The following is a 22,722-nucleotide window of genomic DNA, read 5'->3' as shown; positions in this document are numbered from 1 at the left end:
ATTGATCCATGTACGCATCTTTGCTGCGTTTGAGTGAAGCGTAGACGCTGTGGGCTGGTGTTGATGAATTAATCTGTGGGCCTGTTGACTGTTCGTTGTGAGAATTATGAACAAGGAAATAGAGCCTTCCAGAGGGGTAAATACGTCCTAGGTAGGGGCATGACTGTGCACCAACCCTGTGCAATACTCGCCGCCGATCTCTGTAGGGCATTTCCCTTTTGATCCAATGACCTACCCGGTTATGGCCGATCAACAGCGAAAGCAGGTGACCAACCGGGCCCTATAGCTGCATATCCAATAACAATACGAGGTTGTACATTTATGCCAGTCGGCAACCACCAGCCCCACGGTGAAACCGTGCAGGGCGGTCCTCTTAAACGCGAACTGGGCGAGCGCCACATTCGTTTGATGGCGCTGGGCGCCTGTATCGGTGTCGGCCTGTTTCTGGGCTCGGCCAAAGCTATTGAAATGGCCGGGCCGGCCATCATGCTGTCCTACATCATCGGTGGCCTGGCCATTTTGGTGATCATGCGTGCCCTCGGTGAAATGGCCGTACACAACCCGGTAGCAGGCTCTTTCAGCCGCTACGCCCAGGATTATCTGGGGCCGTTGGCTGGCTTTTTGACCGGTTGGAATTATTGGTTTCTATGGCTGGTGACCTGTGTCGCGGAGATTACCGCCGTGGCGGTGTACATGGGGGTCTGGTTTCCGGATGTTCCGCGCTGGATATGGGCGCTCGCCGCACTGATCAGCATGGGCTCAATCAACCTGATTGCCGTCAAGGCCTTTGGTGAATTCGAGTTCTGGTTTGCCCTGATCAAAATCGTCACCATCATTGCGATGGTATTGGGCGGTATCGGCATTATTGCCTTCGGTTTTGGCAATGACGGTGTCGCGCTGGGTATTTCCAACCTCTGGGCCCATGGCGGCTTTTTGCCTAATGGCATGCAGGGTGTACTGATGTCCTTGCAAATGGTCATGTTCGCCTACCTGGGCGTTGAAATGATCGGCCTGACAGCAGGTGAAGCGAAGAACCCGCAAAAGACAATCCCGAGTGCAATTGGCTCGGTGTTCTGGCGCATTTTGCTGTTCTACGTGGGCGCACTGTTTGTGATTCTTTCGATCTACCCGTGGAATGAAATCGGCACTCAGGGCAGCCCGTTTGTGATGACGTTTGAGCGTCTGGGCATCAAAACGGCTGCGGGTATTATCAACTTTGTGGTTATCACCGCTGCGTTGTCATCCTGTAATGGCGGTATTTTCAGCACCGGCCGCATGCTTTACAGCCTGGCGCAAAACGGACAGGCACCGGCCAACTTCGGTACAACGTCGAAAAATGGTGTACCGCGTCAGGCGCTCTTGCTGTCGATCGCGGTACTGCTCTTAGGGGTAGTGCTTAACTACATGGCGCCCGAGAAGGTCTTCGTCTGGGTGACAGCCATTGCCACCTTCGGTGCGATTTGGACGTGGTTGATGATTTTGCTGGCGCAACTGCAGTTCCGTAAAAGCCTGAGCCCGCAACAGGCAGCCGATCTCAAATATCGCATGTGGCTTTATCCGTACAGTTCATTTGCAGCATTGGGTTTCCTGCTGATGGTGGTAGGCCTGATGGCTTACTTCGAAGAGACGCGGATTGCTCTGTTCGTAGGCCCGGGCTTTTTGATTCTACTGACTGTGCTGTATTACATGTTCAGACTGCACCCTACTACGCTGAAAATGTCGAATTCAAAACGCTGAATTAATCGGCACATTATGGCTTCTCATCCCCCCGCTCGTGAATGACTCGCGAGCGGGGTTTTTTTTGGGGGGACTGTCAATGTTTTAATTAATACAAGGCTATTCCTTTGTACGCAGCGAAAGCACTAAAAGTATTTTTTCATTGCTGTGGCCATCGTTTGAAACGTTGAGACATATTTTTCTTGTTATCCGGTTTGTTGTTAGGGGGTGGTGATAATCTTGAACATGAGGGTGACATAGAAGCTTACAGAGGCTGTTAGATATAAGAGTACGTGTTCGACTAACACTGCCGTAGTTTGAAGTTACGCCTTGGAGCGTAAATTTTCATACTGCGGCTGGAACAGTATTCAGGCGTAACAGGTGAATACCCTTAAGTGTTAATGGGTCGGACTATGAGTGACTTCGATATATTAGTAGGGTTGTCTCAAGCGGGAGTCAGTAATTTAGTTGCGCAATATCATGCCAGCCCGCCGGAGAATGATAACCCTTTTAAAGGCCGCATGGAGCTCGAAATATTGGGACAGCCGGCCGTGATTGAATGGGGTGTAATTTCGTCACCCGAGATCATTCTTGCAAGGCCTGATTGCGATGTTTGGCTCGCCGCACAAGGCTGGGATGGCCTGACGAATGAAGAAGCAAACAGGCATTGTCCAAAGTTACCGATGTTACAACTCAAGTTTCCGCAGCTGGATCTTTTATGGGGGCTGTTAGGGGCTGATTTGTCCTCAGGTACATCGAAGGATGTGATTGCACACGCCATTCTTAACCTAAAAGGGTCTACGGTTGGTGTTGAGTTAGTTGCAGTGACTGTCGATCAAAGTGAGTTTGGTGAAATAGATAAGCAGATATTTAATCTTCTGGTGCTTCCTACGATTTTTAAAAAAGCTGAAGAAATACTTACGGTCATTCATTTGCCTGAGCTGGACCTTGGCGAATTGTCGTTCAATCCTCTGCAGATCAGTCAGGTAGATCGCTGCCTTGTGGGAGCCGCGACGCTGAAGAGTAATTTTTCCCCTCTTGATATCACCGGCCTGACAGTGCCTTCAGATTCGGTATTTATCCTGTTGAGCGATAATCTGGTAAATGCTGCGTTGTCTATTGCCTTTACGGCAAACGGTCCATTCATTAAAGAAGACAGTGGCCAGCATCACGGCCTTGCCAACTGGAAATATAAAGCCGAAGGATTACCCAGTGCAAGGTTGGGGTCTGTAGAACCGCTGACTATACACGCAGAGGCCAATATGAATTTGGAGGCCTCGATGTCTCTCACCGCCGCAGGCATTGCTCTATTAGTGGTGAGTCCATTGGGTTGTGTCATCAGCTTGTTTGTGTAGGCAGACATTTAAACAGAGTGATGGCTTAAGTTATTTCGACGGAGTTGATAATGAATTTGCATTACGATGTGGCGTTTGACAATACCCCACTTGCTCTTCCTGTAGAAATTAAAGTTGAAGGCGACCGTGTGATGGTTGCTATTGGGGAAGTACCTGATGTGGGGCTGAGCCTTTCACCGGCAGGCGGCGGACTGGAAGCCATCATGGCGACCATACTGGATCCTCTCGCAGAAAAGCTTGTAGGTGATAACGTGGGCAGCCATGGACGACATGTTGGGCGATAAAGCCTATGAACTCACGAAGCTCAATAGTTTTGAGTTCGGCAATATGGTGATGAGCGCTAAATCACTGTCGACTGGGGGGCATTCTGTAGATGGCAAGCCAGTATTAAAGATAATACCTGTGCTCTCAATTGCACCGATACATGCGTCTGCACATGCAGTGCAAATCAATAAGGTTGATCATCATGGTTATTGAGAATTTTCTTTCGCGGGTTATTTTCGGTCATGGCCAGGCTGAATTGGAATTGGCATTGCCATCGGAATTTAAGGTAGTGACATTAGGCCCTTATCCTCTGTGCCAATATTTCAAATTGCCAGAGAGTGATCTGGGTGGTGAGTTGCAACTGGCCTTCGAAGATATTTCGTTTGCGCCAGTTACAGTTGCAGCCATAGAGCCCGGTACTGACAAGCGCCAGTTCAAAGTCACGCTTAATGCTTCGGTACTTAAGGGTCAATACAAACTGTTCTGCCTCCAACGTCCGGAAGTGACCATGGACACGGGCGGGTTGATGGGCCGTCTGCCTGCATTAAGCGCAGAAGAACCGGCGATGACCGAAGAGCAATACTTCCGTTTTGTGCAGCTGGAACAGCAGCGTAATCATCTAAATCAAACGGCCAATGGACGCTTGCTGGTAGAGGAATATAACCGGCACAACGACGCTTATCACCATGTGTATTCAACTAATGAATTTTTGCGCTTGTATTGGGAGGAGAACGGTACCAGTGAAGACATGGGTGAATACACCTCTGAAGCGCTCAAGCGTGGTGATGTAGTTAACCCTAAAGATCGTGGGTTTGGCAGTCAGGGTGTCGCCTACAACAGCAATGCTTTTCAACAGCAAATTATGCTGGCGGTTGCGTGTCAGAGTGCCGGGTATATAGAAGCAGGTAAAGCAGCCCTGAGTTTCTCTGATGTGGTCAAAGAGACGGGCAACACTTCACAGCTGTCTGTGGAGTTGACCGGTCAAGAGATTTACAACGCGGTTGAGAGTTCCTCGCTCACTTTGAAGAGCCTGCAGACCTCACCTCGAACTGAGGTACTTCTGGCTGCGCTCAAAAATATCGCGACCAGCAAGATCGCTTCCAACTCCGATATCAAATCCTGCCAGCAGTTGGGCTACACCCTGGACGCTAAAATGTGCCAGCGGTTGCGGGCGGTGTATCAAGGTTCTTTGAGTCAGGATTCTGCTCAACCACAATTGGCTACACACAGCGACACTATTGAAATCGCTCTGGAGCGTAGCGAATTTGACTATGTGCTGACAGAGCAGCCCGACGGTGCACTGACCCTCAAACTCAAATCCAGTACGCTGAGCATTCCCGAAATGGGACTGTTATCTGGCACGGTTTATGAGCACGTTAAAGCAGACACCCGTTTTATACGCGGTTTATTGGTTGACCGAATGGCTTCGCAGTTAACCCGTACTCTGCGTGCGCTAGTCAGGCAGCAAGAATGATGCAGAACCCTGACTGCATGGCCGATAAGTTAGTCCCTGCGCCCGATGGCGAGTCCCCGTTCACACTTATATGCGAGGGGTTGCTTGCTGATGATTTACCGCAATTTCGTCATGAAATTGAGCTTGCCCTGCACGCTCAGGCCGACTATCTGACGGATATTGAGTACCAGATGTTCAAGGGCGGAAAAAAAATTCGCCCCATCGTTATGTTATTGGCTGCGCGGATGATTGCAGGCGGCGCACCTTTAAATCCCAAAGTCTATAAAGGCTCAGCGTCCTTGGAGATGCTGCATGTTGCGACCTTGATTCATGACGATATTGTCGACGAGGCACAACTGCGTCGTGGCGTGCCATCGGTATCGGCTGCGCGGGGGATTAAAACCGCATTGCTGGTGGGAGATCTGCAGTTTGTGCAGGCCTTGCGTGGGTTTGCCCAGAACGTCGAGACAGAGAGGGATATGGGGCTGGTGCGGCTTGTCCTCGATACTGCTTTCGACATTTGTCGGGGCGAGCTGGACGAACTGGATCGCACCTTGCCAGCCGATATAGATTCGGCGCTGGCCCGCTACTATCAAACCATCGACCGAAAAACGTCTGAGCTGTTTCGGCTTGCATAGCATGCGGGTGTGGAACTGGCCGGGGGACGATTGCGGGATGCGCGACGTGCCGGCTTTTTCGGACGGTCATTAGGGCGAGCATTTCAAATCATGGACGACGTACTGGACCTTGTGGAATACGAGGGTTCGGCGGGTAAAGAGAACGGTGTAGACCTGACCCAAGGGCGGCTGGCATTACCCGTATTATTTGCCCTGCAGAGTCTGGGTCAGGAGCATGCCATTGCTCAGGCCCTTCGAGGTGAGATCACACTTTGCGGTGAGGCGCTGGAACAGGCTATTGATGACTTGCGCGATAGCGGAGCCATTGACAGGGCGTATGTCCATGCTCGGCGCGAAGCCTACCAGGCGATTTTTTATCTCAAGGGTTTTGCCCCCTCGCCCTATCGATCGGCATTGGAAGACTTGGTGCGATATGTAGTCGACCGTCCTTTAAACCCTGCCATCATTTACAAAGTGGAAGTTTATCCATGAGCACTTTGATGAGTTTCATGCTGGATACATTACAGCCCCGTTTGAATGATCCCGAAAATGCCAAACTCTGGTTACCTCGTCTATTGGGTCAGATGGAGGATGACGAGGGTATTCCAGTACTGCCGATTGAGTCCGCAGAACAGGATTTGGGTTTATTGCAAGGCGAGCATGGCGATTTTGTGGCCGACACGTTCGCCAAGTCCTGGAGCGTGTTTAACATGAAGCCCGCGGAACCAGACCCACAGCGGCCTCATCCTGCTCTCAAATTGTTCGATGTAAAAGTGGGCGGCTTGCAAAACATGAGGGTGCAGAAGGTCAGTTCCCAAGTTACGGCTAATGGGTACGCCGTCAGCGTAGAACTGCTGCCCAATCATTATCCGGACCCGAGTCAGGGGCTGGAAATGCCGCCGTTTAGCCTGTCCGGGCGTTACCTGATCAATCAGTCGCTGTGGGCTGATGAGAGTTATATAGAGCAGATTGAAGGAGAGGGTGAGTTCACCGCGCTGTTTCAAGACTGTGTAGTAAATGCTTTATTAACACTTGAAACGACAGGTGAAGCAGAGCAACGCTCTACGGTTGTCACGCTAAAGGGCTTAGTGCTTAGCGGGAACGCAGAGGAGATGCCAGTCCTGCAATTCGATGACTTGACCCTTGAAGGTGATCTGGAGTTAGCCGAAGCCCTGATCATGTATATCAAAATGGCCCTCAACGGCGAAGATGGCCAGGCCAGCATGCTCGATACAGTTGCCAGCCTGCTTAACCACACCGATAACCTTGCCTCGATAAGCATCTCACTTTCCGACTATTTGGGCTCCGGCCTGGATCACTTCTTCGGCGCTGTGCCTGAGCATGGCTTGCCTGACGATGCTGATAACCAGCAAGGCAATACTCCACTGGATGTGTATTTATTTGATCGCTTGCGTATCGCCTTCAATCAGTCAGGCAGTAACTGGTACTTGCCGCAGCTATTGACTGAAAGCAACGATCCAACAATAGAACCCTACACCCATGACCACATTTCAATTCCTGATCAAAATATTCAAGGACTTAATTACACGGAAATAGAACTTACTCATTTGACCCTAGCGGGACTTTCAAATGCGTACGTGCCTTTATCCACCTGGGTGTTGACCTCACCCGCTATGCGCATGGACGTCGAGTTGGGTGTGTTGCCTGAAGGTCATGCAGGCGTGCCACCTGCCCCACCCGTGAAACTCAATACTGATATTTCGCTTGTTCAGAACGGCTGGGTGGAGCCAGTGCACATTAAAGGGCATGTCAGTGCACATTTGATGGACAGCCATATGCTGCTCAACGTGTTGATGTCAGGTACCGACAGCAATGATCTTTATTTGACCGTCACAGCGTTAGAACCTTTATCGGGGGCCGCCCCTGTCGAATTTTCAGTGGCGCTGGTTCCGCGTAATAGTTTGTTGGAAGGCTTAATAGCTGGCATGTTGAAAAAACCAGAGGTGCAGGCACCTATCATGGCTGAATTGGCTGAAGCCATTGGAAATCAGCGGCCTGAACTGTCGGATAATTTCACGTTGTTGGTTAGAGCTGCACTGAATAATCAACTGAGCTAAGAGTACGGCCATGTCAGATAATCAACTGGTTCAAATTCTTCAAAATATACTTTTTACTCCGGCTTCGGATTTTTATATTGCTAAGTTGCTGCACAGTCCGGAACAGAAGTCTCTGGATCCGTGCAATTTCACAGAAATCGATTTGGGTAGTTTTGACGTCGTCGGTGTTCCCTTTGAAATTGTCATCAAGAATTTGTACGTCAGAGGGTTGAGTAATACTCAAATCAGATTCGATCAACAAGGCAAACCCGAAGTGGTGGTAGAGGGCAACACCGTTTCTTTTGCAGCCAAACAACCCAACACGCAGGTGGGGTACGAGCGACCTTCAGATGTGCCTGCTCAAGTAGAAGCCTTAGGCGAATTGCATATCACTATTGCGGGCAGTCCAATGCCTGCGGGCTCCTTGAACATCACAATCAAATCAACCGACGCAATCAGGGGTGTGTTTACGGCCCAAGAAGAAATCGAAGGTGAATTGGACAGTGCCGAGATCACATTCTTGGTGCTCTCACTTCACCCGCTTGTTAGCGGAGACACCCTTGAAGTCGTTGCTGAGCTGGAAACAGCCTTTCTGAAGGTGATTAACGAGATTCTTAACCGTGAAAGTTCCAAACTGGCCCTCCTGGATGAAATGAATACCTTTTTGGCAAGTGCTCAGACCTTGGCCAGTCTTTCGCAGAAGGCGACGGAACAAGCCCGGTTGGCATTGGCTGATTTTAAGTATCGCTAGATACCTATTTATAAATTTTGGGTGAGGTTTGACTTTAAAGTTCGCCGCTGGATATTACTCTCAGTAGTATTCGGTTGAAAATAGCTCCACGTTGCATTTCGTTGAGTTTACACCCAGCGTTAAAGCCGCTTTATAAAAGCCGGTGTTATTCAAACGGCGCACTGCGCCGTTTTGGTCTGAATAAACATTAATTAATTAGTTGTCTTTAAATAACGTGTATTCAATTGTCTATTCCAATCCAGCCAAGCGGCCAACACTGCCATCATGCCCACGCCCATCAAGGCACTGAACAGTTTGATGACCGTTGTATCTCCTGCCAATGCATTGAGCATGTCCGCAAGGGGAGCGAGGACCACGCCTAAGCAAAAAACCTCCAGCGAATACCGACCCATTCGACAGATTTGGCGAGGTAGCCATTGGTTAAGCCAATCCCCTTGCGTTACACATTTGGCGGCCACATAAACCAGTGCCAGAAAATGCAGCAAGCGCACAGGCGAGAGGTTGGTTTTGCTGATCGGATAGAGATGCTCCCCCAGCCATACCGGCATGACGGCATCGTGAAGTGCTGGCCATTTCCATGAAAGTGCCAGTGCGCCAGTGATCAGCAAGTACGTGACACAGGTTAGAAAGAGAGGCTGGCGCATCAGGGGGCGGACTTGGGAAATTGAAGCCCGCTTGGCGGTCATTGCCGCAGCGCCACCCAGAATAAACAGGAACTGCCAGGCCATCGGGTTGAAGAACCATACGCCGCCTTCTTGCGCTGAGAGGTTCCATACGGGGGCAAGCAGGTACACCAGAAAAGATACGCAGACGACATAAACGGCCTTTCGCAACAGCATCGGCAACACCAGTGGCAAACCCAGTAACAGCACAATATATAAGGGCAATGGGTCCATCAGGTTAGGTTTGAAACGAAGCAGCAACTCATCGGTCAGTGCCTGTTGCGGGTTGCTTAAAAAGTACTGCAGGCCCATCTCTTGCACCAGGTCACGTGTTTCAACATGACTGTTGGCAAAAAATACGATGCCCATCAGCACCGCCAACAAGAAAATATGGACGACATACAGTACCCACGCACGGCGCAGTATTTTGACCGTAGCGATCAGAAAGCCGTCGCGTAGAGCTATTTTTCCGTAAGCCAGAGCGGCTGCGTATCCGGCCAAAAACACAAAAATCTCGGCCGCATCACTGAAACCAAAGTTGCGCACAGTCAACTCGGCCAGCGGGTTATGCGGGATGTGATCCCAAAAGATAAAAATCAGTGCCAACCCGCGAAAGAAATCGATGCGGTGGTCGCGTCCGTTCTGCATCACGGCGAGTGCTCATTCAATTGTTTGATTTAAGACCTGCGAGTGCAGTAAAGATTGCACGCCGCGTTTATGGGCGGCGCGCAGGGTGAGGGTATTGGCGATTAATTGCAAAGGTTGGGTCGCTGAAGCTTCAGATTTTTTACCGCCCGTGAGCGGCCCATGAAGGGCCGCTGCAACGGCTCTGGTCTCAGGCGGCGTTTATGACATTGGCGTCAAAACTGTCGGCCCGGGCCATTTGCCACATGCGCGAGTAGAACTCACCGTTCACTTCGCCTGTCAGTAATTCCCCTGGCTTGAGAAACACATGCAGCTGCGAAAACAGTTTTATCTCGGTGGCAGACACACGGCGTACCAAATGTTTTGCTTGCAGTTGTGAGGGATGCTCAAGACCCGCAGCGGCGAGCATTTCAGCCAGCCCTTTAAGGGTGTTGCGATGGAAGTGGAACACCCGTTGTGCTTTATCCGGCACCACCAGCGCACGCTGGCGCAAGGCATCCTGAGTCGCGACGCCGGTAGGGCATTTGTTGGTGTGGCATGACTGCGACTGGATGCAGCCGATAGCAAACATAAAACCGCGCGCAGAGTTGGCCCAATCAGCGCCGATGGCCAGCACGCTGGCGATGTCGAAGGCACTGACAATCTTGCCGCTGGCACCCAGCTTGATCTTGCTTCGCAAGTTCAGACCCACCAGGGTGTTATGAACAAACAACAAACCTTCGCGCATCGGTGCGCCTATATGGTCGGTGAACTCCACGGGGGCTGCGCCGGTACCACCTTCCTTGCCGTCAATCACGATAAAGTCCGGCAGGATGCCGGTTTCGAGCATGGCCTTGGCAATCCCCATAAACTCCCAAGGGTGGCCCAGACAGAATTTGAAGCCCACGGGTTTGCCGCCCGACAGTTCACGCAATTGAGCGATGAAGTGCATTAATTCCAGCGGGGTCGAGAAGGCACTGTGACGCGACGGCGAAATGCAGTCTTCGCCCATCATGATGCCGCGGGTTTCCGCGATCTCCTGAGTGACTTTGTCTTTGGGCAAAATGCCGCCGTGGCCGGGCTTGGCGCCTTGGCTGAGCTTGATTTCAATCATGCGCACTTGTGGGTTTTGCGCTTGCAGGGCAAAGCGCTCGGGGTCGAAGCGACCATCGGCCGTGCGGCATCCAAAATAACCACTGCCCAGCTCCCACGTCAGGTCGCCACCGTTCTCACGGTGATAGGCACTGATGCTGCCTTCGCCCGTGTCATGGGCAAAATTACCGAGTTTGGCGCCCTGGTTGAGTGCGCGGATCGCGTTGGCGCTCAGCGAACCAAAACTCATGGCTGAAATATTGAACACGGAGGCAGAGTAGGGGTGGGTGCATTGTGGACCGCCCACAATGACCCGAAAACTGGCGGGGTCGCTTAATGGCGCAGGGCGCATGGAGTGGCCAATAAATTCAAATCCGGCCTGGTACACATCCAGCAAGGTGCCAAACGGCTTGTCGGCACTCTCATTCTTGGCGCGAGAGTAGACCAGCGAGCGTTGGGCGCGTGAGAAGGGCAGCGCATCGCTGTCCGACTCCAGCAGGTATTGGCGAATTTCGGGGCGAATAGCCTCCACCAGATAACGAATATTGCCCAGGATCGGGTAATTGCGACGCACTGCATGGGGGCTTTGCAACAGGTCAAAAATGCCGAGCAAGCTCAAGGCCAGCGTCAGTGCGGTAAAAGGCCAAAGCCACTCGTGGTGCATAAAGGGCAGGCTGGCGAGGGTGAAAATCACGCAAAAAGCAAAAAACGCATAACGACTTAACAATGACAGGCTCATACGGTTTCCTGTTTCAGGCTTTTCTGTTCGGTCGGTCGAATGAACAGCAAGATCGGAGCGGTTGACCCCGGTAATACAGCGGGCCTCTCTGGAGTGGAGGTTTGTTGCTGCGAGGTGTTTAACCTGTGTCAGGCCACCTTTGTAAAAACATACTAGCCATTGAACGAGATTTTGTGGGCAAGAACATCCCGACCAAGGTCGTGGGCAGTTTAGACGCCTGACGTAAAGGTGGATGAATCTTCATGCGGCTGTTGCGGCTATCCCTTACATCTGTGTCTTTTCAGCTGCGCGAAGGCATGTGATCCTTTGTGCCCCTACTTCACTGCTGGCTGATTTTAGCGATGCCCTGCGAATTCTCGACAACACCCATGACCATCCGTATTGCCGCTGCTGTGTTGATGGACCCGAAAGGCCGAACCTTGCTGGTACGTAAGCGAGGCACCCAGGCTTTCATGCAGCCGGGCGGCAAGATTGAGGCCCACGAGCAGCCGATCAACGCTCTTGTACGTGAACTCGAAGAAGAGCTGGCACTGAAAATAGATCCGAGCTGCGCCATCTATCTGGGGCACTTTAGTGCCCCGGCAGCCAATGAACCGGGCTTTGAAGTGCTGGCCGAACTGTTTCTGATACAGACCGAGCAGACCGTCACGCCTGCTGCCGAGATTGAAGAAGTGCAGTGGATTGATCCAGCCAACGATGGTGGATTGATGCTGGCCCCTTTGACCCGTGACGTGATCTTGCCCTTTTACCGCAATAGTGTGAAGGCACCTGCTTGATGCTGCTGGAACACCGTAAAACCGTATAACCTGGATATTTAATGGCTATAGAACTGCTTGAACCTTCCCACGCCAAGGCTTATCGGCAATTGATGCTTGAGGCGTACGCGCTGCATCCTGAAGCTTTTGTGTCCAACCTCTCAGACCGAGAGAAGTTGCCGTTGAGCTGGTGGCAAGGGCAGCTGGACGATGAATTAAGCGCCATGTTGGGCGCTTTTGTGGGTGACCGGCTGGCTGGCATTGTCGGTCTGGCGTTTGAACCCTGGGAGGACGCGCAGCATAAGGCCACCTTGTTTGGCCTGTATGTGTCCGAGGGTTTTCGCGGGAAAGGGCTGGGCGAAGGGTTGGTACAGGCCGTGCTGTCACTGGCCGAAGAAGAGCCGCAACTCAAAGTGATAGATCTGACGGTGAGTGCTAACAGCTTCGCCGCCCTGAAGCTGTACAAGCGCTGTGGTTTTCAGCAGTCTGGCCTTGAAGACTGTGCCATTCGGGTGGGGCAGGCGTACTACGACCGTGTCCATATGCGCCGCTTGGTCAACCAAAGTTCGCCTTGACCCTCACCCGTGCCAAACGGGGTGAGGGCGTTGGATTCAGGGTCTACTTAACCGCGCTGACGCCATCCAGAGTCGAGAAAGACGTGTCTTTGGCCGTGAGCAAAAAGTCGCGCATGTAGGGCGCATCCAGCATGTCGGTACGTACTGCCGCATAAAGCGTGGCAAACAACCCTTTTTCACCCAGGCGCTTGGCTTTTACATAGCCCCGCGAGCTGTATTCATGCAGTGCCCAATGCGGCATTCCGCATACCCCACGACCGCTGGCCACCAACTGCATCATCATCACCGTCAGCTCAGACGTACGCACTTGTGCCGGCTCAATATCGGCAGGTTCCAGAAAGCGGGTAAAGATGTCGAGGCGGTCGCGCTCCACCGGATACGTAATCAGGATTTCCGTGCTCAAATCCTCGGGCACGATGAAAGGCTTGTGGGCCAACGCATGTTGATTGGCGACGGCGAGCATGGCCTCGTAGGTAAACAGCGGAACGTACGTCAGCCCCGCGATCTCTTGCGGATCAGAGGTTACGACCAGATCCAGATCACCGCGTGCGAGGGCAGGCAAGGGGGCAAATGCAAAGCCCGAGGCCAGATCCAGCTCGACCTCCGGCCACGCATCGCGAAATTGGTCAATGGTGGGCATCAGCCACTGAAAGCAGCTGTGGCATTCAATCGCCATATGCAGCCGGCCTGCGGTCCCACCGACCAACCGTGCGATGTCACGTTCGGCACCACGCAGCAAAGGCAGCATGGCGTCAGCCAGTTGCAGCAGACGCAAGCCGCCGCTGGTAAAGCGTACGGGCTTGGTTTTACGCACAAACAGGGGCATGCCCATGCGTTCTTCCAGCTCTTTGAACTGGTGGGATAACGCAGACTGGGTCAGGTGTAAACGTTCAGCGGCTTCGACCAGGCTGTCGGACTCGCGCAAAGCGTGCAGGGTTTTGAGGTGACGAATTTCCAGCACGAGGACTCCATGAGTAAATTTTATGATCAACACGAAAGCGTTGAGTTTGTCTCATGTTGTGCCGGGTGTCGATAATTGTGGCTTTAAGGCTACTTAATTCCTGGGAGCTGAAGTTCGCATAGGATCTTACGCCAACGCAATGCCGGGGTAGCTCAATGCAATCGCACCCACACGCTCACCAGCACGGTTGCGGCCATCAACCAGGCCACCGCCGCGAGCGCCAGCGACGCTTCAAGGCGCATGCGGTCGACCAGCACATACAGCGCTGCGAGGTAGACAAAGTAGGGAATGATCGACCACATACCGAAGACGATGGTGGTCTTCAGGTCATCTACCGAACGGCCTTTGCCTACGATGTAGTGGGCAATGAGTGCGAACGTCGGAAACAGCGGCACCAAGCCAGCGATGTAGTAATTTTTGGTTTTTGCCAGCATCGCCAGAATAATCACCACGGCGGCGCCCAAAGCAGCTTTTAAAATCAGATCCACAACATTCTCGCTTAATGAGCCAAGCCGTATTTTTTGACTTTGTCGAACAAGGTAGTCTTGGCCATTCCCAACTCCAGGCTGGCTTGGGTCAGGTTGCCGCCGCTGCGTTGCAGTGCATCACTCAGCAGGTTACGTTCGAATGCCTCGACAGCTTCGGAAAAGCCCAAGCCTTGTGAGGTAATACTGCCGGTTTTTTTGAACGCCGGAAGGCCCAAGGCAAAGCGCTCGGCCACGTTGCGCAACTCGCGCACGTTGCCCGGCCAGTCATGGCTCATCAGGCTGGAAAGCGTCTGATTATCCAGTTCCGGTACGGCGCGATCAAAGCGCAAGGATGATTGCTGCAAGAAGTGTTCGAACAACTGCAGGATGTCTTCGCGGCGCTCGCGCAGCGGTGGCAGTTCCAGCGTTACGACGTTCAAGCGGTAGTACAGGTCGCTACGAAACTGGCTGACTTTGCTCAGTTGATCAAGGTCGGACTTGGTGGCTGCAATGACCCGACAATCCACATCAATGCTCTGGTTGGAGCCCAGGCGTTCCAATGTTCGTTCCTGCAACACCCGAAGCAATTTTATTTGCAGGTTGAGCGGCATGCTTTCGACTTCATCGAGAAACAGCGTGCCGCCATCAGCATGTTCAATCTTGCCGACCCTGCGTTTTCCGGCACCCGTGAATGCGTTGGCTTCGTGGCCGAAAATCTCGCTTTCAAACAGGTTTTCGGGCAAACCTCCGCAGTTCAGCGCTACAAACTGGCGGGGTTGACGACGGCTGAAATCGTGCAGGCAGCGTGCAACCAGTTCTTTGCCTGTGCCGGTTTCGCCTTCTATCAGCACGTTAGCTGACGTATCGGCGACGTTGGCAATCAATTCCCGTAATTGCTGCATCGCTTGCGAGCGGCCGATTATCCGACCTTCTAGTGAGTCGCGCTCAGCCAATTGGCGACGCAACGACCACACTTCACGGGCCAGACTACGTTGTTCCAGCGCCCGGCGTGCAGCATCAACCAGACGCTCAGGAGAAAATGGCTTTTCCATAAAGTCGTAGGCACCGTCGCGCATGGCGCCTACCGCCATGGAAATATCGCCATGCCCTGTAATCAGGACTACGGGTAGGCTGGCATCTCGGGCCTTGAGCCGTTTAAGCAGTTCCAGGCCATCAATCCCCGGCAAGCGGATATCACTAATGACAATGCCGGGGAAATTATCCCCGACCATAGCCAATGCCTGTTCTGCAGTGCTTACGCCTTCGCTGCGGATGTCTTCAAGCGCCAGCGCCTGTTGGCATCCGAGCAAGACATGAGGGTCGTCTTCAACAATCAGAACGGTCAGCTCGTGGTTCATATTGGCTCGGCCTTAACAGGTTGCACCAGCGGTAAAAGTAGGACAAACGCAACACCACCGGCATCGGGAAACTCAACATTGAGGCTACCGCCAGCGGCTGCCGCCAGGCTGGCAGACAGTGTCAGGCCAAGGCCCAGACCCTGTTCGCCCGGTTTAGTGGTGAAGAAGGGTTCAAACAGATGCTTACGACTTTGCGGGTCAATGCCGGGGCCGTTATCGCGCACACTCAACTGATATTTGCCATCGCGCAGCTCGCCCTCAAGCCACAATTGCGGTGAGGCGGTCTCGACGTGCATGGCATCCAGCGCATTGCCTATCAGGTTGACGAGTATTTGTTCCAAACGGGTCTGATCGATGGTCAGTTGGGCATCGCTGAAATCGCGATGCACCTCAACACAGGACGCTTCAAGGCGAGCGGCGAGGAGTTGCAGGGTTGCCTCGACCGCTTTACTCAGGCTGGCCTGACCCTGATCGTCACCGCGACGAGCAAACGATCGCAGATTGGCGGTGATACGGCCCATGCGATCAACCAGGTCGTTAATGGTGGTCAAATTGTCCGCAGCGACTTTCAGGTCTCCTCGTTGAAGAAATCTGACGGCATTTCCGGACAGCGTGCGCAAGGCGGCCAATGGCTGGTTCAGCTCATGGGCAATGCTGGTGGACATTTGCCCGATAGCGGCCAGCTTTCCGGCTTGCACCAATTCGTCCTGTGCGCGGCGAAGGGTGTCTTCTGCATGGCGACGTTCGCGAATTTGGGCTTTTAGCCGTTCGTTGCTGGCGCGCAGGTGAGTGGTGCGGTCAGTGATTTTTCGTTCCAGTTGGTTATTGGCTTCTTGCAGGGCTTCGCGGGCCGCCAGTCGGGTGGCAATCACTTTGCGTCGTTCATTCCAGGCAATCAGCAGAAAGGCCAGTAAAGCGAAAACCACGGCCACCAACATGCCTTGATTGGCTGCCTCTCGCCGCAAGTCTTGCAGAGGAGTCAGTAAAGTGATGTCCCAGGGCGTGTCATTCAGGTTGCGGGTCTGGGCCAGATAGCTGATTTTTTTGTCATCGCTGGGGACGTCGCTGTGGGTGGCAAACGTGACGGTTTCGACGCCCTCGGCGAGCTGTTCGCGCTCAAGAGGTTGAAGCTCATTGAGCGGCCACCAGTAATACTGAAGGCTGCGCGCCAAGCGCTCCTTTGTTTGAGCGGTCAGCGGGCGTACGGATTTGAGGCGTAAGTTTGGGTCACTGGACAGAATGATGATGCCGTTTTCGTCACTCACATAAGCTTCGAGGCGAGCACGTTGCCAGCGCTCCTCAAGGGCTTCGAGCCTGACTTTAATCACCGCGACGCCGATGATTTTGCCTTGCTGTTCTAGGCCGTGGGCCAGGTAGTAGCCAGGCTCACCTGAGGTGCTGCCTATTCCGTAGAAACGGCCCTGGTGTCCGCGCACGGCATCCTGAAAGTAGGCCCGGAAAGACAAATCCTCACCCAAATAACTGTCAGCATCGCGCCAGTTACTGGTGGCCACGACGCGCCCGGTGGTGTCGAGTACATAGATGGCACGGCTGCGGCTGCGTCGGTTAAGGCCTTCGAGGTATTGGTTGACGCTGTCGCGGTTTTGCGCGGTCGGGTCCGCCAACAAGCTTGAAACACTGGACTCCAACTCAAGCAGGCTGGGCAGGTAGGTGTATTTGCCGAGCTCGCTTTCGACGGTGCGGGCGTGGAGCTCAAGCTGGCGCTCGCCGTTTTCGCTGAGGCTGCGGATACCAAAGTGTTCGCTGATGCGATAGCCCGTATAGCCCAGCCCGATGGTCAGCAGGAGGATGAGCGGCGGCAACAGTAAATGTCGGAGCAGGCGAGGTTTCACAGCAAGTGAAGGCGGGGCACCGCGATAAAGTGTGGGGTCGCATTTCATCACAGATGCCTTGGGTCGACCACTGCGCGGTAGAGGCTTTGCAAAACCTGTTACCGCTGGCGTAAAAGGCGCCCGCGGTAACAGGATTCAGGCGCTTAGTGTTGCAGGATTTTGGACAGGAAGTTTTGTGCACGTTCGGAGCGGGCGGACACGTCACCGAAGAACTCTTCTTTCTCGCAGTCTTCGACAATCTTGCCTTGATCCATAAATATCACCCGGTTAGCCACTTTGCGGGCAAACCCCATTTCGTGGGTAACGCACATCATGGTCATGCCTTCGTGGGCCAATTGCACCATCACGTCGAGCACTTCATTGACCATTTCCGGGTCGAGTGCCGAGGTTGGTTCGTCAAAGAGCATCACGATCGGGTCCATGGCCAATGCGCGGGCAATGGCCACACGCTGTTGCTGACCGCCCGACAGTTGGCCCGGGTGCTTATGGGCGTGTGCGGACAGGCCAACGCGCTCAAGCAGCTCCAGGCCTTTTTTGGTGGCTTCGGCCTTGCTTCGCCCCAACACCTTTACCTGCGCAATGGTCAGGTTTTCGGTGATGGTCATGTGCGGGAACAGCTCGAAATGCTGGAACACCATGCCCACGCGCGAGCGCAATTTTGGCAGGTTGGTTTTAGGGTCGGCAATCGAGGTGCCATCAACAATGATGTCGCCCTTCTGGAAGGGTTCAAGGGCATTTACGCACTTGATCAGTGTCGACTTGCCGGAGCCGGAGGGGCCGCAGACGACCACCACTTCGCCTTTTTTGACTTCAGTACTGCAATCGGTCAGTACCTGAAAGTCCCCGTACCACTTGTTGATGTTCTTGATCGAGATCATACGGCAAACCTTTTTTGCAGACGCTTGACCAGCAGCGAGGCGGAAAAGCTGATGATGAAATACACCAGACCGGCGAAGATCAGGAACTCATTGGAGCGGCCGATGATGTCGCCACTGGAGCGTGACGCATTGAGGAAATCGACCAGGCCTACGGTGTAAACCAATGACGTGTCCTGGAACAAAATGATGCTTTGTTGCAGCAGTAACGGCGTCATTTTGCGGAAGGCCTGAGGCAGGATGATCAGACGCATGGCCTGGCCGTAACTCATGCCCAGTGCTTTGGCAGCACCCATTTGCCCTTTGGGAATGGCCTGCACGCCGGCTCGTACGATTTCACAGAAGTAGGCAGCTTCGAACATGACGAAGGCGACCATGCACGACTCAAATGCGCCGATCGGCGTGTCTTTACCGGTAATCCAGCGCAGCACAAAGGGCACGGCCAGGTAGAACCAGGTAATGACCAGCAGCAAGGGGATCGAGCGGAAGTAGTTCACATAGGCGCCGGCCAGATTGGCCAGCCATTTGCTGGAAGACAAGCGCATCAAGGCCAGCACGGTGCCCAGTGCAACGCCACCGATCACGCCCAGGACCATGAGTTTCAAAGTCATGATCATGCCGTTCCACAGGCCCGGCAGTGCGGGTACTATCCCGCTGAAATCGAAGAAGTCCATTATTTACCCCCCAATGACATCAGGCCGGGCACTGCTACTTTCTTCTCGATCAGGCGCATCAGCAGCATCAGGCTCATGTTCAGCGTGAAGTAGATAAGTGTGGCAAGCGTGAACGCTTCAAACAGGTTGGCGGAAAACTCTGCGGTCTGTTTGGTTTGCGCCAGCAGCTCCATCAAACCGATCAACGAGGCCACCGACGAGTTTTTGAACACGTTGAGGAATTCTGAAGTGAGCGGTGGAATGATGATGCGGTACGCCTGCGGCAGCAGTACGTTCCAGTAGATCTGAGTCATGCTGAAACCCATGGCGCGGGCTGCTGACTCCTGGCCGCGAGGCAGCGCCTCAATGCCGGTTCGTACTTGTTCGCACACTCGGGCAGCGGTAAACAGACCCAAACACACCACCACACTCAGGTAAGCCGAAGTGGTCGGATTGAGGTCTTGCTTGTACCACTCTTGCAAACCGGGCGGCAGTAGATCGGGCACCAGGAAGTACCAGATGAACAGCTGTACCAGCAGCGGAACGTTACGGAAAATTTCCACGTAAACTGTGGCGATGCCGGCCAGGAAACGGTTCGGCAGCGTACGCATCACGCCCAGCAGCGAACCCAGGATCAGGGCAACAATCCAGGCGACAACAGCAATCGCGATAGTCCAGCCAAGCCCCGAAATAAACCAGTCGAGATACGTCTCGCTGCCTACGCCGGTGGACTTGAAGAATACGCTCCAGTCCCAGTTGTAATTCATGCAGGGTCTCCCCTCAGATGGGTCTATTAACAAGCATTTGCTTCAGGGAGTCCGTTCTCTCCCGACAGTCTCGTCGGGTACACGCTTGCCGCTCGATATCCAGCGGTTCGAGTGTTCTCTCAGCAATTAAAGAAGCTTGTACGGCCTGTGAACAACGTTCCCGAGCGCGATCAGTCGCGCTCGGGCGTCAGTAGTGAATAATCAGATTTTCACTTCAGGCGCTGGTTTGTCGTTTGGATTAGCGATCAGCTCTTTGACTTTGTCGCTCATCGGGAACATGAGGTTCAGGCCTTTTGGTGGAATTGGCTGAGTGAACCACTTGCTATAGATGTTATTGATCTCGCCGGATTTGTAGATGCCGACGATGGCGTCATCAACCGCTTTTTTGAAATCAGGGTCGCCTTTGCGCACCATGCAGGCGTACACCTCATAAGATTGTGGCGTGCCGGTTACTGCCCAGTCGGTTGGTTTTTTGGCTTTGGCCATTTCGCCAGCCAGCAAGGCGTCATCCATCATGAACGCAACTGCTCGGCCCGACTCCAGCATCTGGAAGGATTCGCCGTGGTCTTTTGCAGAGATCACGTTCATGCCCATTTGTTTGTCGGCATTCATCGACTTGAGGATACGTTCGGATGTGGTGCCAGCCGTGGTCACAACGTTTTTGCCTTTCAGGTCGGCAAAATCCTTGTAAGGCGAGTCCTTTTTGGACAGAAGGCGAGTACCGATTTCGAAGATGCCGACCGAGAAGTCGACTTGCTGGGCGCGTTCTGCGTTGTTGGTGGTGGAACCACACTCAACGTCAACGGTGCCATTTTGTACGAGTGGAATACGGGTCTGGGAGGTGACCAGGTTGTACTTGACCTTGAGGTCTGGCATGTCGAGTTGCTTTTTCAGCCCTTCAACAATGGCCAACTGGATGTCGTGTGAGTAGCCAACTGGCTTGCCGGAAGCGTCCGCGATGTAAGAGAAAGGAATGGAGGAGTCGCGATGCCCAAGGGTAACGGTGCCGGATTCTTTGATTTTCTTCAGTGTGCCGGTCAATTCGGCTGCAAAAACTGGAGTGCTCATCAGGGCGACAGCAATAGCGGCGCCTAAAAGTTGCGGAACGATGCGCATCGGTATTTCCTCGACATTGTTTTTTTTATTGAGCCCGTTGATAGGCCCTTATAGGACTGCGTACAGCTCAACCGCTTGAATGCGCTGTTTTGCATTCGGCCTTGAGTGTAGAGCATGACTCATGCCAAACACGGTTTTTATATTTAAGTTATTGATTTGTATGGATATTTTGGTATTTGATTAAGGGCTGGGCGAAAAGGGTTACCCGGAAAGCCGAATCAATAGGGTGCGAGGTGTTCGGAAAACCGAACCAGGAAGCCCTGTCGGGGCGCTCAATCGACGCCCCGACAGGTGAGGTAGCAGGTGGGAAGTTAAGCTGCTTTTACTTTGCGATGTTTGAGGTTCAGGCTGTCCAAATAAAGCGCCAGATGCTCTTGTTCCTGAGCGGTAGTGAACAGGCCCAACTTGGTACGGCGCCACAGGATGTCCTGAGCATCCAGCGCCCATTCCTGGCTGCACAGGTAGTCGACTTCTCGGCTATAAAGGCCGCTGCCGATGTGTTCTCCCATATCACTCAATGCATTGACACCTTCCAGCAACCGCCATGAGCGGTTGCCGTAAGTGATTGCCCAGCGTTTGGCGATGGCTGCATCCAGCCAGCCATGTTTTTGCGTCAGCGCGGCGCTCAACGCAGCAGGTGTGGTCATGTCTTCACCGCCCGGCAGCGTTGCGCTGGCAGTCCAGCTCGGTTTGATCTGGGTGAAGAACGGTGTCAACTGCGCCATGGCCGATTCAGCCAGCTTGCGGTAGGTGGTCAGTTTGCCACCAAATACAGACAGCAGTGGGGCTTCGCCCTGTGCGCCGGACAACGCCAAGGTGTAGTCACGGGTAACGGCTGAAGGGTTGTCCGACTCGTCATTACACAGCGGGCGAACGCCGGAATAGGTGCGCAGAATATCGGCCCGGCTGACGTGTTGTTTAAAGTGAGCGTTGACCACGTTCAACAGGTAGTCGGTTTCTTCTTCGGTGATCATGACCTTGGCCGGATCGCCGGTGTATTCACGATCGGTTGTGCCGATGATGGTGAACTGATCCATGTACGGGATGGTGAACACAATTCGCTGGTCTTCATTCTGCAAAATGAAGGCGTTAGGTGCGTCATACAGCTTGGGTACGATCAGATGGCTGCCTTGGATCAGGCGGATACCGTAAGGCGAGTCCAGCTTAAGGTCGTCCTTGATGAATTTGGCAACCCATGGACCTGCGGCGTTGACCAGCGCTTTGCTTCGAATCGAGAACAGACTGCCGTCGGCGCGTTCAAGATTCAATTCCCACAGGCCTTTGTTACGACGAGCTCCTACGCAGCGGGTCTGGGTGTGGATATGCGCGCCATTTTCACGCGCAGCCATGGCATTGAGTACCACCAGACGTGCGTCATCTACCCAGCAGTCCGAGTATTCAAAGCCTTTATTGATTTCTGCCTTCAGCGGGCTATCGGCACCAAATTTGATGCTTTTGGAGCCGGCGAGTTTTTCTCGCTTGCCCAAGTGGTCATATAGAAATAACCCCGCCCGAATCATCCATGCAGGGCGCAGGTGAGGACGATGAGGCAATACAAATCGCATGGGTTTGACGATGTGCGGGGCTTTAGCCAGCAGCACTTCGCGCTCAGCCAAAGCTTCGCGCACCAAGCGAAACTCATAATGCTCAAGGTAGCGCAGGCCACCATGGATGAGCTTGCTGCTGGCTGACGAGGTATGGCTGGCCAAATCGTCTTTTTCGCAAAGGAACACAGACAAGCCGCGACCGGCTGCATCTGCCGCGATACCGACGCCATTAATTCCGCCGCCGATAACGGCAACGTCGTAAACCTCAGCGAGGGGAGTAGCAGGCAAGGTGGTCAGGGGCATGATTGGGCCTCGCGTTCTTGACGCATATTTTTTGAATGTGAACATTAATGTTCATTTTCGAAAATAGTAGCGGATAAGTACGCGCACAGCCAGACAAGTTCGATTGAAAAAACTCATCGAATAGGCTTAAAAAGAAAAATTACGAACATTTTTAGTGTGGAG

Annotated in this window: 20 protein-coding genes and 1 pseudogene; 10 read left to right on the top strand and 11 right to left on the bottom strand. The window is 53.2% G+C overall.

Going from position 1 to position 22,722, the window contains the following annotated elements; genetic code table 11:
* The first annotated feature begins 321 nt into the window (after positions 1 to 321).
* The 8 genes and pseudogenes from GHN86_RS04360 to GHN86_RS04325 all read left to right on the top strand — a co-directional run bounded on the left by GHN86_RS04360 (position 322) and on the right by GHN86_RS04325 (position 8,213).
* Entirely contained in the window at positions 322 to 1,737 is a 1,416-nt protein-coding gene (locus GHN86_RS04360) for an amino acid permease (protein ID WP_153377791.1), read from the top strand.
* Positions 1,738 to 2,129: 392 nt separating this feature from the next.
* Positions 2,130 to 3,071, top strand: a complete 942-nt coding sequence (locus GHN86_RS04355; RefSeq protein ID WP_153377790.1) for a hypothetical protein — start codon at positions 2,130 to 2,132, stop codon at positions 3,069 to 3,071.
* 50 nt (positions 3,072 to 3,121) lie between these two features.
* Positions 3,122 to 3,355, top strand: coding sequence for a hypothetical protein (locus GHN86_RS04350; RefSeq protein WP_153386166.1), 234 nt, complete (start codon positions 3,122 to 3,124; stop codon positions 3,353 to 3,355).
* The gene (locus GHN86_RS04345) at positions 3,333 to 3,548 is read left to right on the top strand and encodes a hypothetical protein (protein ID WP_153386164.1); all 216 of its coding nucleotides are present in this window, start codon (positions 3,333 to 3,335) and stop codon (positions 3,546 to 3,548) included. The genes GHN86_RS04350 and GHN86_RS04345 overlap by 23 nt, the downstream gene beginning before the upstream one ends.
* Positions 3,529 to 4,809, top strand: a complete 1,281-nt coding sequence (locus GHN86_RS04340; RefSeq protein WP_153377788.1) for a hypothetical protein — start codon at positions 3,529 to 3,531, stop codon at positions 4,807 to 4,809. Before GHN86_RS04345 ends, GHN86_RS04340 begins: the two co-directional genes overlap by 20 nt.
* Positions 4,806 to 5,897: pseudogene (locus GHN86_RS04335) on the top strand (polyprenyl synthetase family protein). Before GHN86_RS04340 ends, GHN86_RS04335 begins: the two are co-directional and overlap by 4 nt.
* A complete protein-coding gene (locus GHN86_RS04330) occupies positions 5,894 to 7,483 on the top strand; it encodes a hypothetical protein (RefSeq protein ID WP_153377787.1) in 1,590 nt (529 codons plus the stop codon). Before GHN86_RS04335 ends, GHN86_RS04330 begins: the two are co-directional and overlap by 4 nt.
* A gap of 10 nt (positions 7,484 to 7,493) precedes the next feature.
* Positions 7,494 to 8,213 carry a hypothetical protein gene (locus GHN86_RS04325; protein ID WP_153377786.1) on the top strand — a complete coding sequence of 240 codons (720 nt, stop codon included), beginning with the start codon at positions 7,494 to 7,496 and terminating at the stop codon, positions 8,211 to 8,213.
* Between the two features lie 191 nt (positions 8,214 to 8,404).
* On the opposite strand, the gene GHN86_RS04320 is transcribed toward GHN86_RS04325, so the two are convergent.
* Both GHN86_RS04320 and GHN86_RS04315 read right to left on the bottom strand, forming a co-directional pair.
* Positions 8,405 to 9,523: an OpgC family protein gene (locus tag GHN86_RS04320; RefSeq protein WP_153377876.1), complete on the bottom strand. Its 1,119-nt coding sequence runs from the start codon at positions 9,521 to 9,523 to the stop codon at positions 8,405 to 8,407.
* 187 nt (positions 9,524 to 9,710) lie between these two features.
* The gene (locus GHN86_RS04315; RefSeq protein ID WP_153377785.1) at positions 9,711 to 11,330 is read right to left on the bottom strand and encodes an FMN-binding glutamate synthase family protein; all 1,620 of its coding nucleotides are present in this window, start codon (positions 11,328 to 11,330) and stop codon (positions 9,711 to 9,713) included.
* Between the two features lie 368 nt (positions 11,331 to 11,698).
* On the opposite strand from GHN86_RS04315, the gene GHN86_RS04310 reads away from it, so the two are divergent.
* Together GHN86_RS04310 and GHN86_RS04305 are read left to right on the top strand one after the other, a co-directional pair.
* Positions 11,699 to 12,106 carry an NUDIX hydrolase gene (locus tag GHN86_RS04310; RefSeq protein WP_228384848.1) on the top strand — a complete coding sequence of 136 codons (408 nt, stop codon included), beginning with the start codon at positions 11,699 to 11,701 and terminating at the stop codon, positions 12,104 to 12,106.
* A 41-nt stretch (positions 12,107 to 12,147) separates the two neighbouring features.
* Positions 12,148 to 12,660, top strand: a complete 513-nt coding sequence (locus GHN86_RS04305) for a GNAT family N-acetyltransferase (RefSeq protein ID WP_153377783.1) — start codon at positions 12,148 to 12,150, stop codon at positions 12,658 to 12,660.
* A gap of 43 nt (positions 12,661 to 12,703) precedes the next feature.
* On the opposite strand, the gene metR is transcribed toward GHN86_RS04305, so the two are convergent.
* The 9 genes from metR to glpD form a co-directional block, all read right to left on the bottom strand.
* A complete protein-coding gene (metR, locus tag GHN86_RS04300; protein ID WP_146384121.1) occupies positions 12,704 to 13,621 on the bottom strand; it encodes a transcriptional regulator MetR in 918 nt (305 codons plus the stop codon).
* A 152-nt stretch (positions 13,622 to 13,773) separates the two neighbouring features.
* Positions 13,774 to 14,100, bottom strand: coding sequence for a GlpM family protein (locus GHN86_RS04295; RefSeq protein ID WP_167654246.1), 327 nt, complete (start codon positions 14,098 to 14,100; stop codon positions 13,774 to 13,776).
* A gap of 20 nt (positions 14,101 to 14,120) precedes the next feature.
* The gene (locus GHN86_RS04290; protein ID WP_153377782.1) at positions 14,121 to 15,446 is read right to left on the bottom strand and encodes a sigma-54-dependent transcriptional regulator; all 1,326 of its coding nucleotides are present in this window, start codon (positions 15,444 to 15,446) and stop codon (positions 14,121 to 14,123) included.
* Complete coding sequence (locus tag GHN86_RS04285; protein ID WP_153377781.1) at positions 15,443 to 17,347, bottom strand: sensor histidine kinase; 1,905 nt, start codon at positions 17,345 to 17,347, stop codon at positions 15,443 to 15,445. Before GHN86_RS04285 ends, GHN86_RS04290 begins: the two co-directional genes overlap by 4 nt.
* A 95-nt stretch (positions 17,348 to 17,442) precedes the next feature.
* Positions 17,443 to 18,177 carry an amino acid ABC transporter ATP-binding protein gene (locus GHN86_RS04280; protein ID WP_122784792.1) on the bottom strand — a complete coding sequence of 245 codons (735 nt, stop codon included), beginning with the start codon at positions 18,175 to 18,177 and terminating at the stop codon, positions 17,443 to 17,445.
* Positions 18,174 to 18,848 carry an amino acid ABC transporter permease gene (locus GHN86_RS04275; protein WP_122784791.1) on the bottom strand — a complete coding sequence of 225 codons (675 nt, stop codon included), beginning with the start codon at positions 18,846 to 18,848 and terminating at the stop codon, positions 18,174 to 18,176. Before GHN86_RS04275 ends, GHN86_RS04280 begins: the two co-directional genes overlap by 4 nt.
* Entirely contained in the window at positions 18,848 to 19,594 is a 747-nt protein-coding gene (locus GHN86_RS04270; protein WP_153377779.1) for an amino acid ABC transporter permease, read from the bottom strand. The genes GHN86_RS04275 and GHN86_RS04270 overlap by 1 nt, the downstream gene beginning before the upstream one ends.
* Positions 19,595 to 19,795: 201 nt before the next feature.
* A complete protein-coding gene (locus GHN86_RS04265) occupies positions 19,796 to 20,710 on the bottom strand; it encodes a glutamate/aspartate ABC transporter substrate-binding protein (RefSeq protein ID WP_153377778.1) in 915 nt (304 codons plus the stop codon).
* A 311-nt stretch (positions 20,711 to 21,021) separates the two neighbouring features.
* On the bottom strand, positions 21,022 to 22,560 hold the full coding sequence (gene glpD / locus GHN86_RS04260) for a glycerol-3-phosphate dehydrogenase (RefSeq protein WP_153377777.1): 1,539 nt from the start codon (positions 22,558 to 22,560) through the stop codon (positions 21,022 to 21,024).
* Positions 22,561 to 22,722 lie beyond the last annotated feature (162 nt).

The organism is Pseudomonas helleri (genome assembly GCF_009600315.1).
GTDB lineage: Bacteria > Pseudomonadota > Gammaproteobacteria > Pseudomonadales > Pseudomonadaceae > Aquipseudomonas > Aquipseudomonas helleri_A.
This window is presented reverse-complemented; position numbering and strand designations above follow the sequence as displayed.

Excerpts from the sequence above, each read along its gene's own strand:
- GHN86_RS04360 (WP_153377791.1), top strand. The coding sequence starts at position 322 with ATGCCAGTCGGCAACCACCAGCCCCACGGTGAAACCGTGCAGGGCGGT.
- GHN86_RS04355 (WP_153377790.1), top strand. The coding sequence starts at position 2,130 with ATGAGTGACTTCGATATATTAGTAGGGTTGTCTCAAGCGGGAGTCAGT.
- GHN86_RS04350 (WP_153386166.1), top strand. The coding sequence starts at position 3,122 with ATGAATTTGCATTACGATGTGGCGTTTGACAATACCCCACTTGCTCTT.
- GHN86_RS04345 (WP_153386164.1), top strand. The coding sequence starts at position 3,333 with ATGGACGACATGTTGGGCGATAAAGCCTATGAACTCACGAAGCTCAAT.
- GHN86_RS04330 (WP_153377787.1), top strand. The coding sequence starts at position 5,894 with ATGAGCACTTTGATGAGTTTCATGCTGGATACATTACAGCCCCGTTTG.
- GHN86_RS04325 (WP_153377786.1), top strand. The coding sequence starts at position 7,494 with ATGTCAGATAATCAACTGGTTCAAATTCTTCAAAATATACTTTTTACT.
- GHN86_RS04320 (WP_153377876.1), bottom strand. The coding sequence starts at position 9,523 with ATGCAGAACGGACGCGACCACCGCATCGATTTCTTTCGCGGGTTGGCA.
- GHN86_RS04315 (WP_153377785.1), bottom strand. The coding sequence starts at position 11,330 with ATGAGCCTGTCATTGTTAAGTCGTTATGCGTTTTTTGCTTTTTGCGTG.
- GHN86_RS04310 (WP_228384848.1), top strand. The coding sequence starts at position 11,699 with ATGACCATCCGTATTGCCGCTGCTGTGTTGATGGACCCGAAAGGCCGA.
- GHN86_RS04305 (WP_153377783.1), top strand. The coding sequence starts at position 12,148 with ATGGCTATAGAACTGCTTGAACCTTCCCACGCCAAGGCTTATCGGCAA.
- GHN86_RS04290 (WP_153377782.1), bottom strand. The coding sequence starts at position 15,446 with ATGAACCACGAGCTGACCGTTCTGATTGTTGAAGACGACCCTCATGTC.
- GHN86_RS04285 (WP_153377781.1), bottom strand. The coding sequence starts at position 17,347 with ATGAAATGCGACCCCACACTTTATCGCGGTGCCCCGCCTTCACTTGCT.
- GHN86_RS04280 (WP_122784792.1), bottom strand. The coding sequence starts at position 18,177 with ATGATCTCGATCAAGAACATCAACAAGTGGTACGGGGACTTTCAGGTA.
- GHN86_RS04275 (WP_122784791.1), bottom strand. The coding sequence starts at position 18,848 with ATGGACTTCTTCGATTTCAGCGGGATAGTACCCGCACTGCCGGGCCTG.
- GHN86_RS04270 (WP_153377779.1), bottom strand. The coding sequence starts at position 19,594 with ATGAATTACAACTGGGACTGGAGCGTATTCTTCAAGTCCACCGGCGTA.
- GHN86_RS04265 (WP_153377778.1), bottom strand. The coding sequence starts at position 20,710 with ATGCGCATCGTTCCGCAACTTTTAGGCGCCGCTATTGCTGTCGCCCTG.
- glpD (WP_153377777.1), bottom strand. The coding sequence starts at position 22,560 with ATGCCCCTGACCACCTTGCCTGCTACTCCCCTCGCTGAGGTTTACGAC.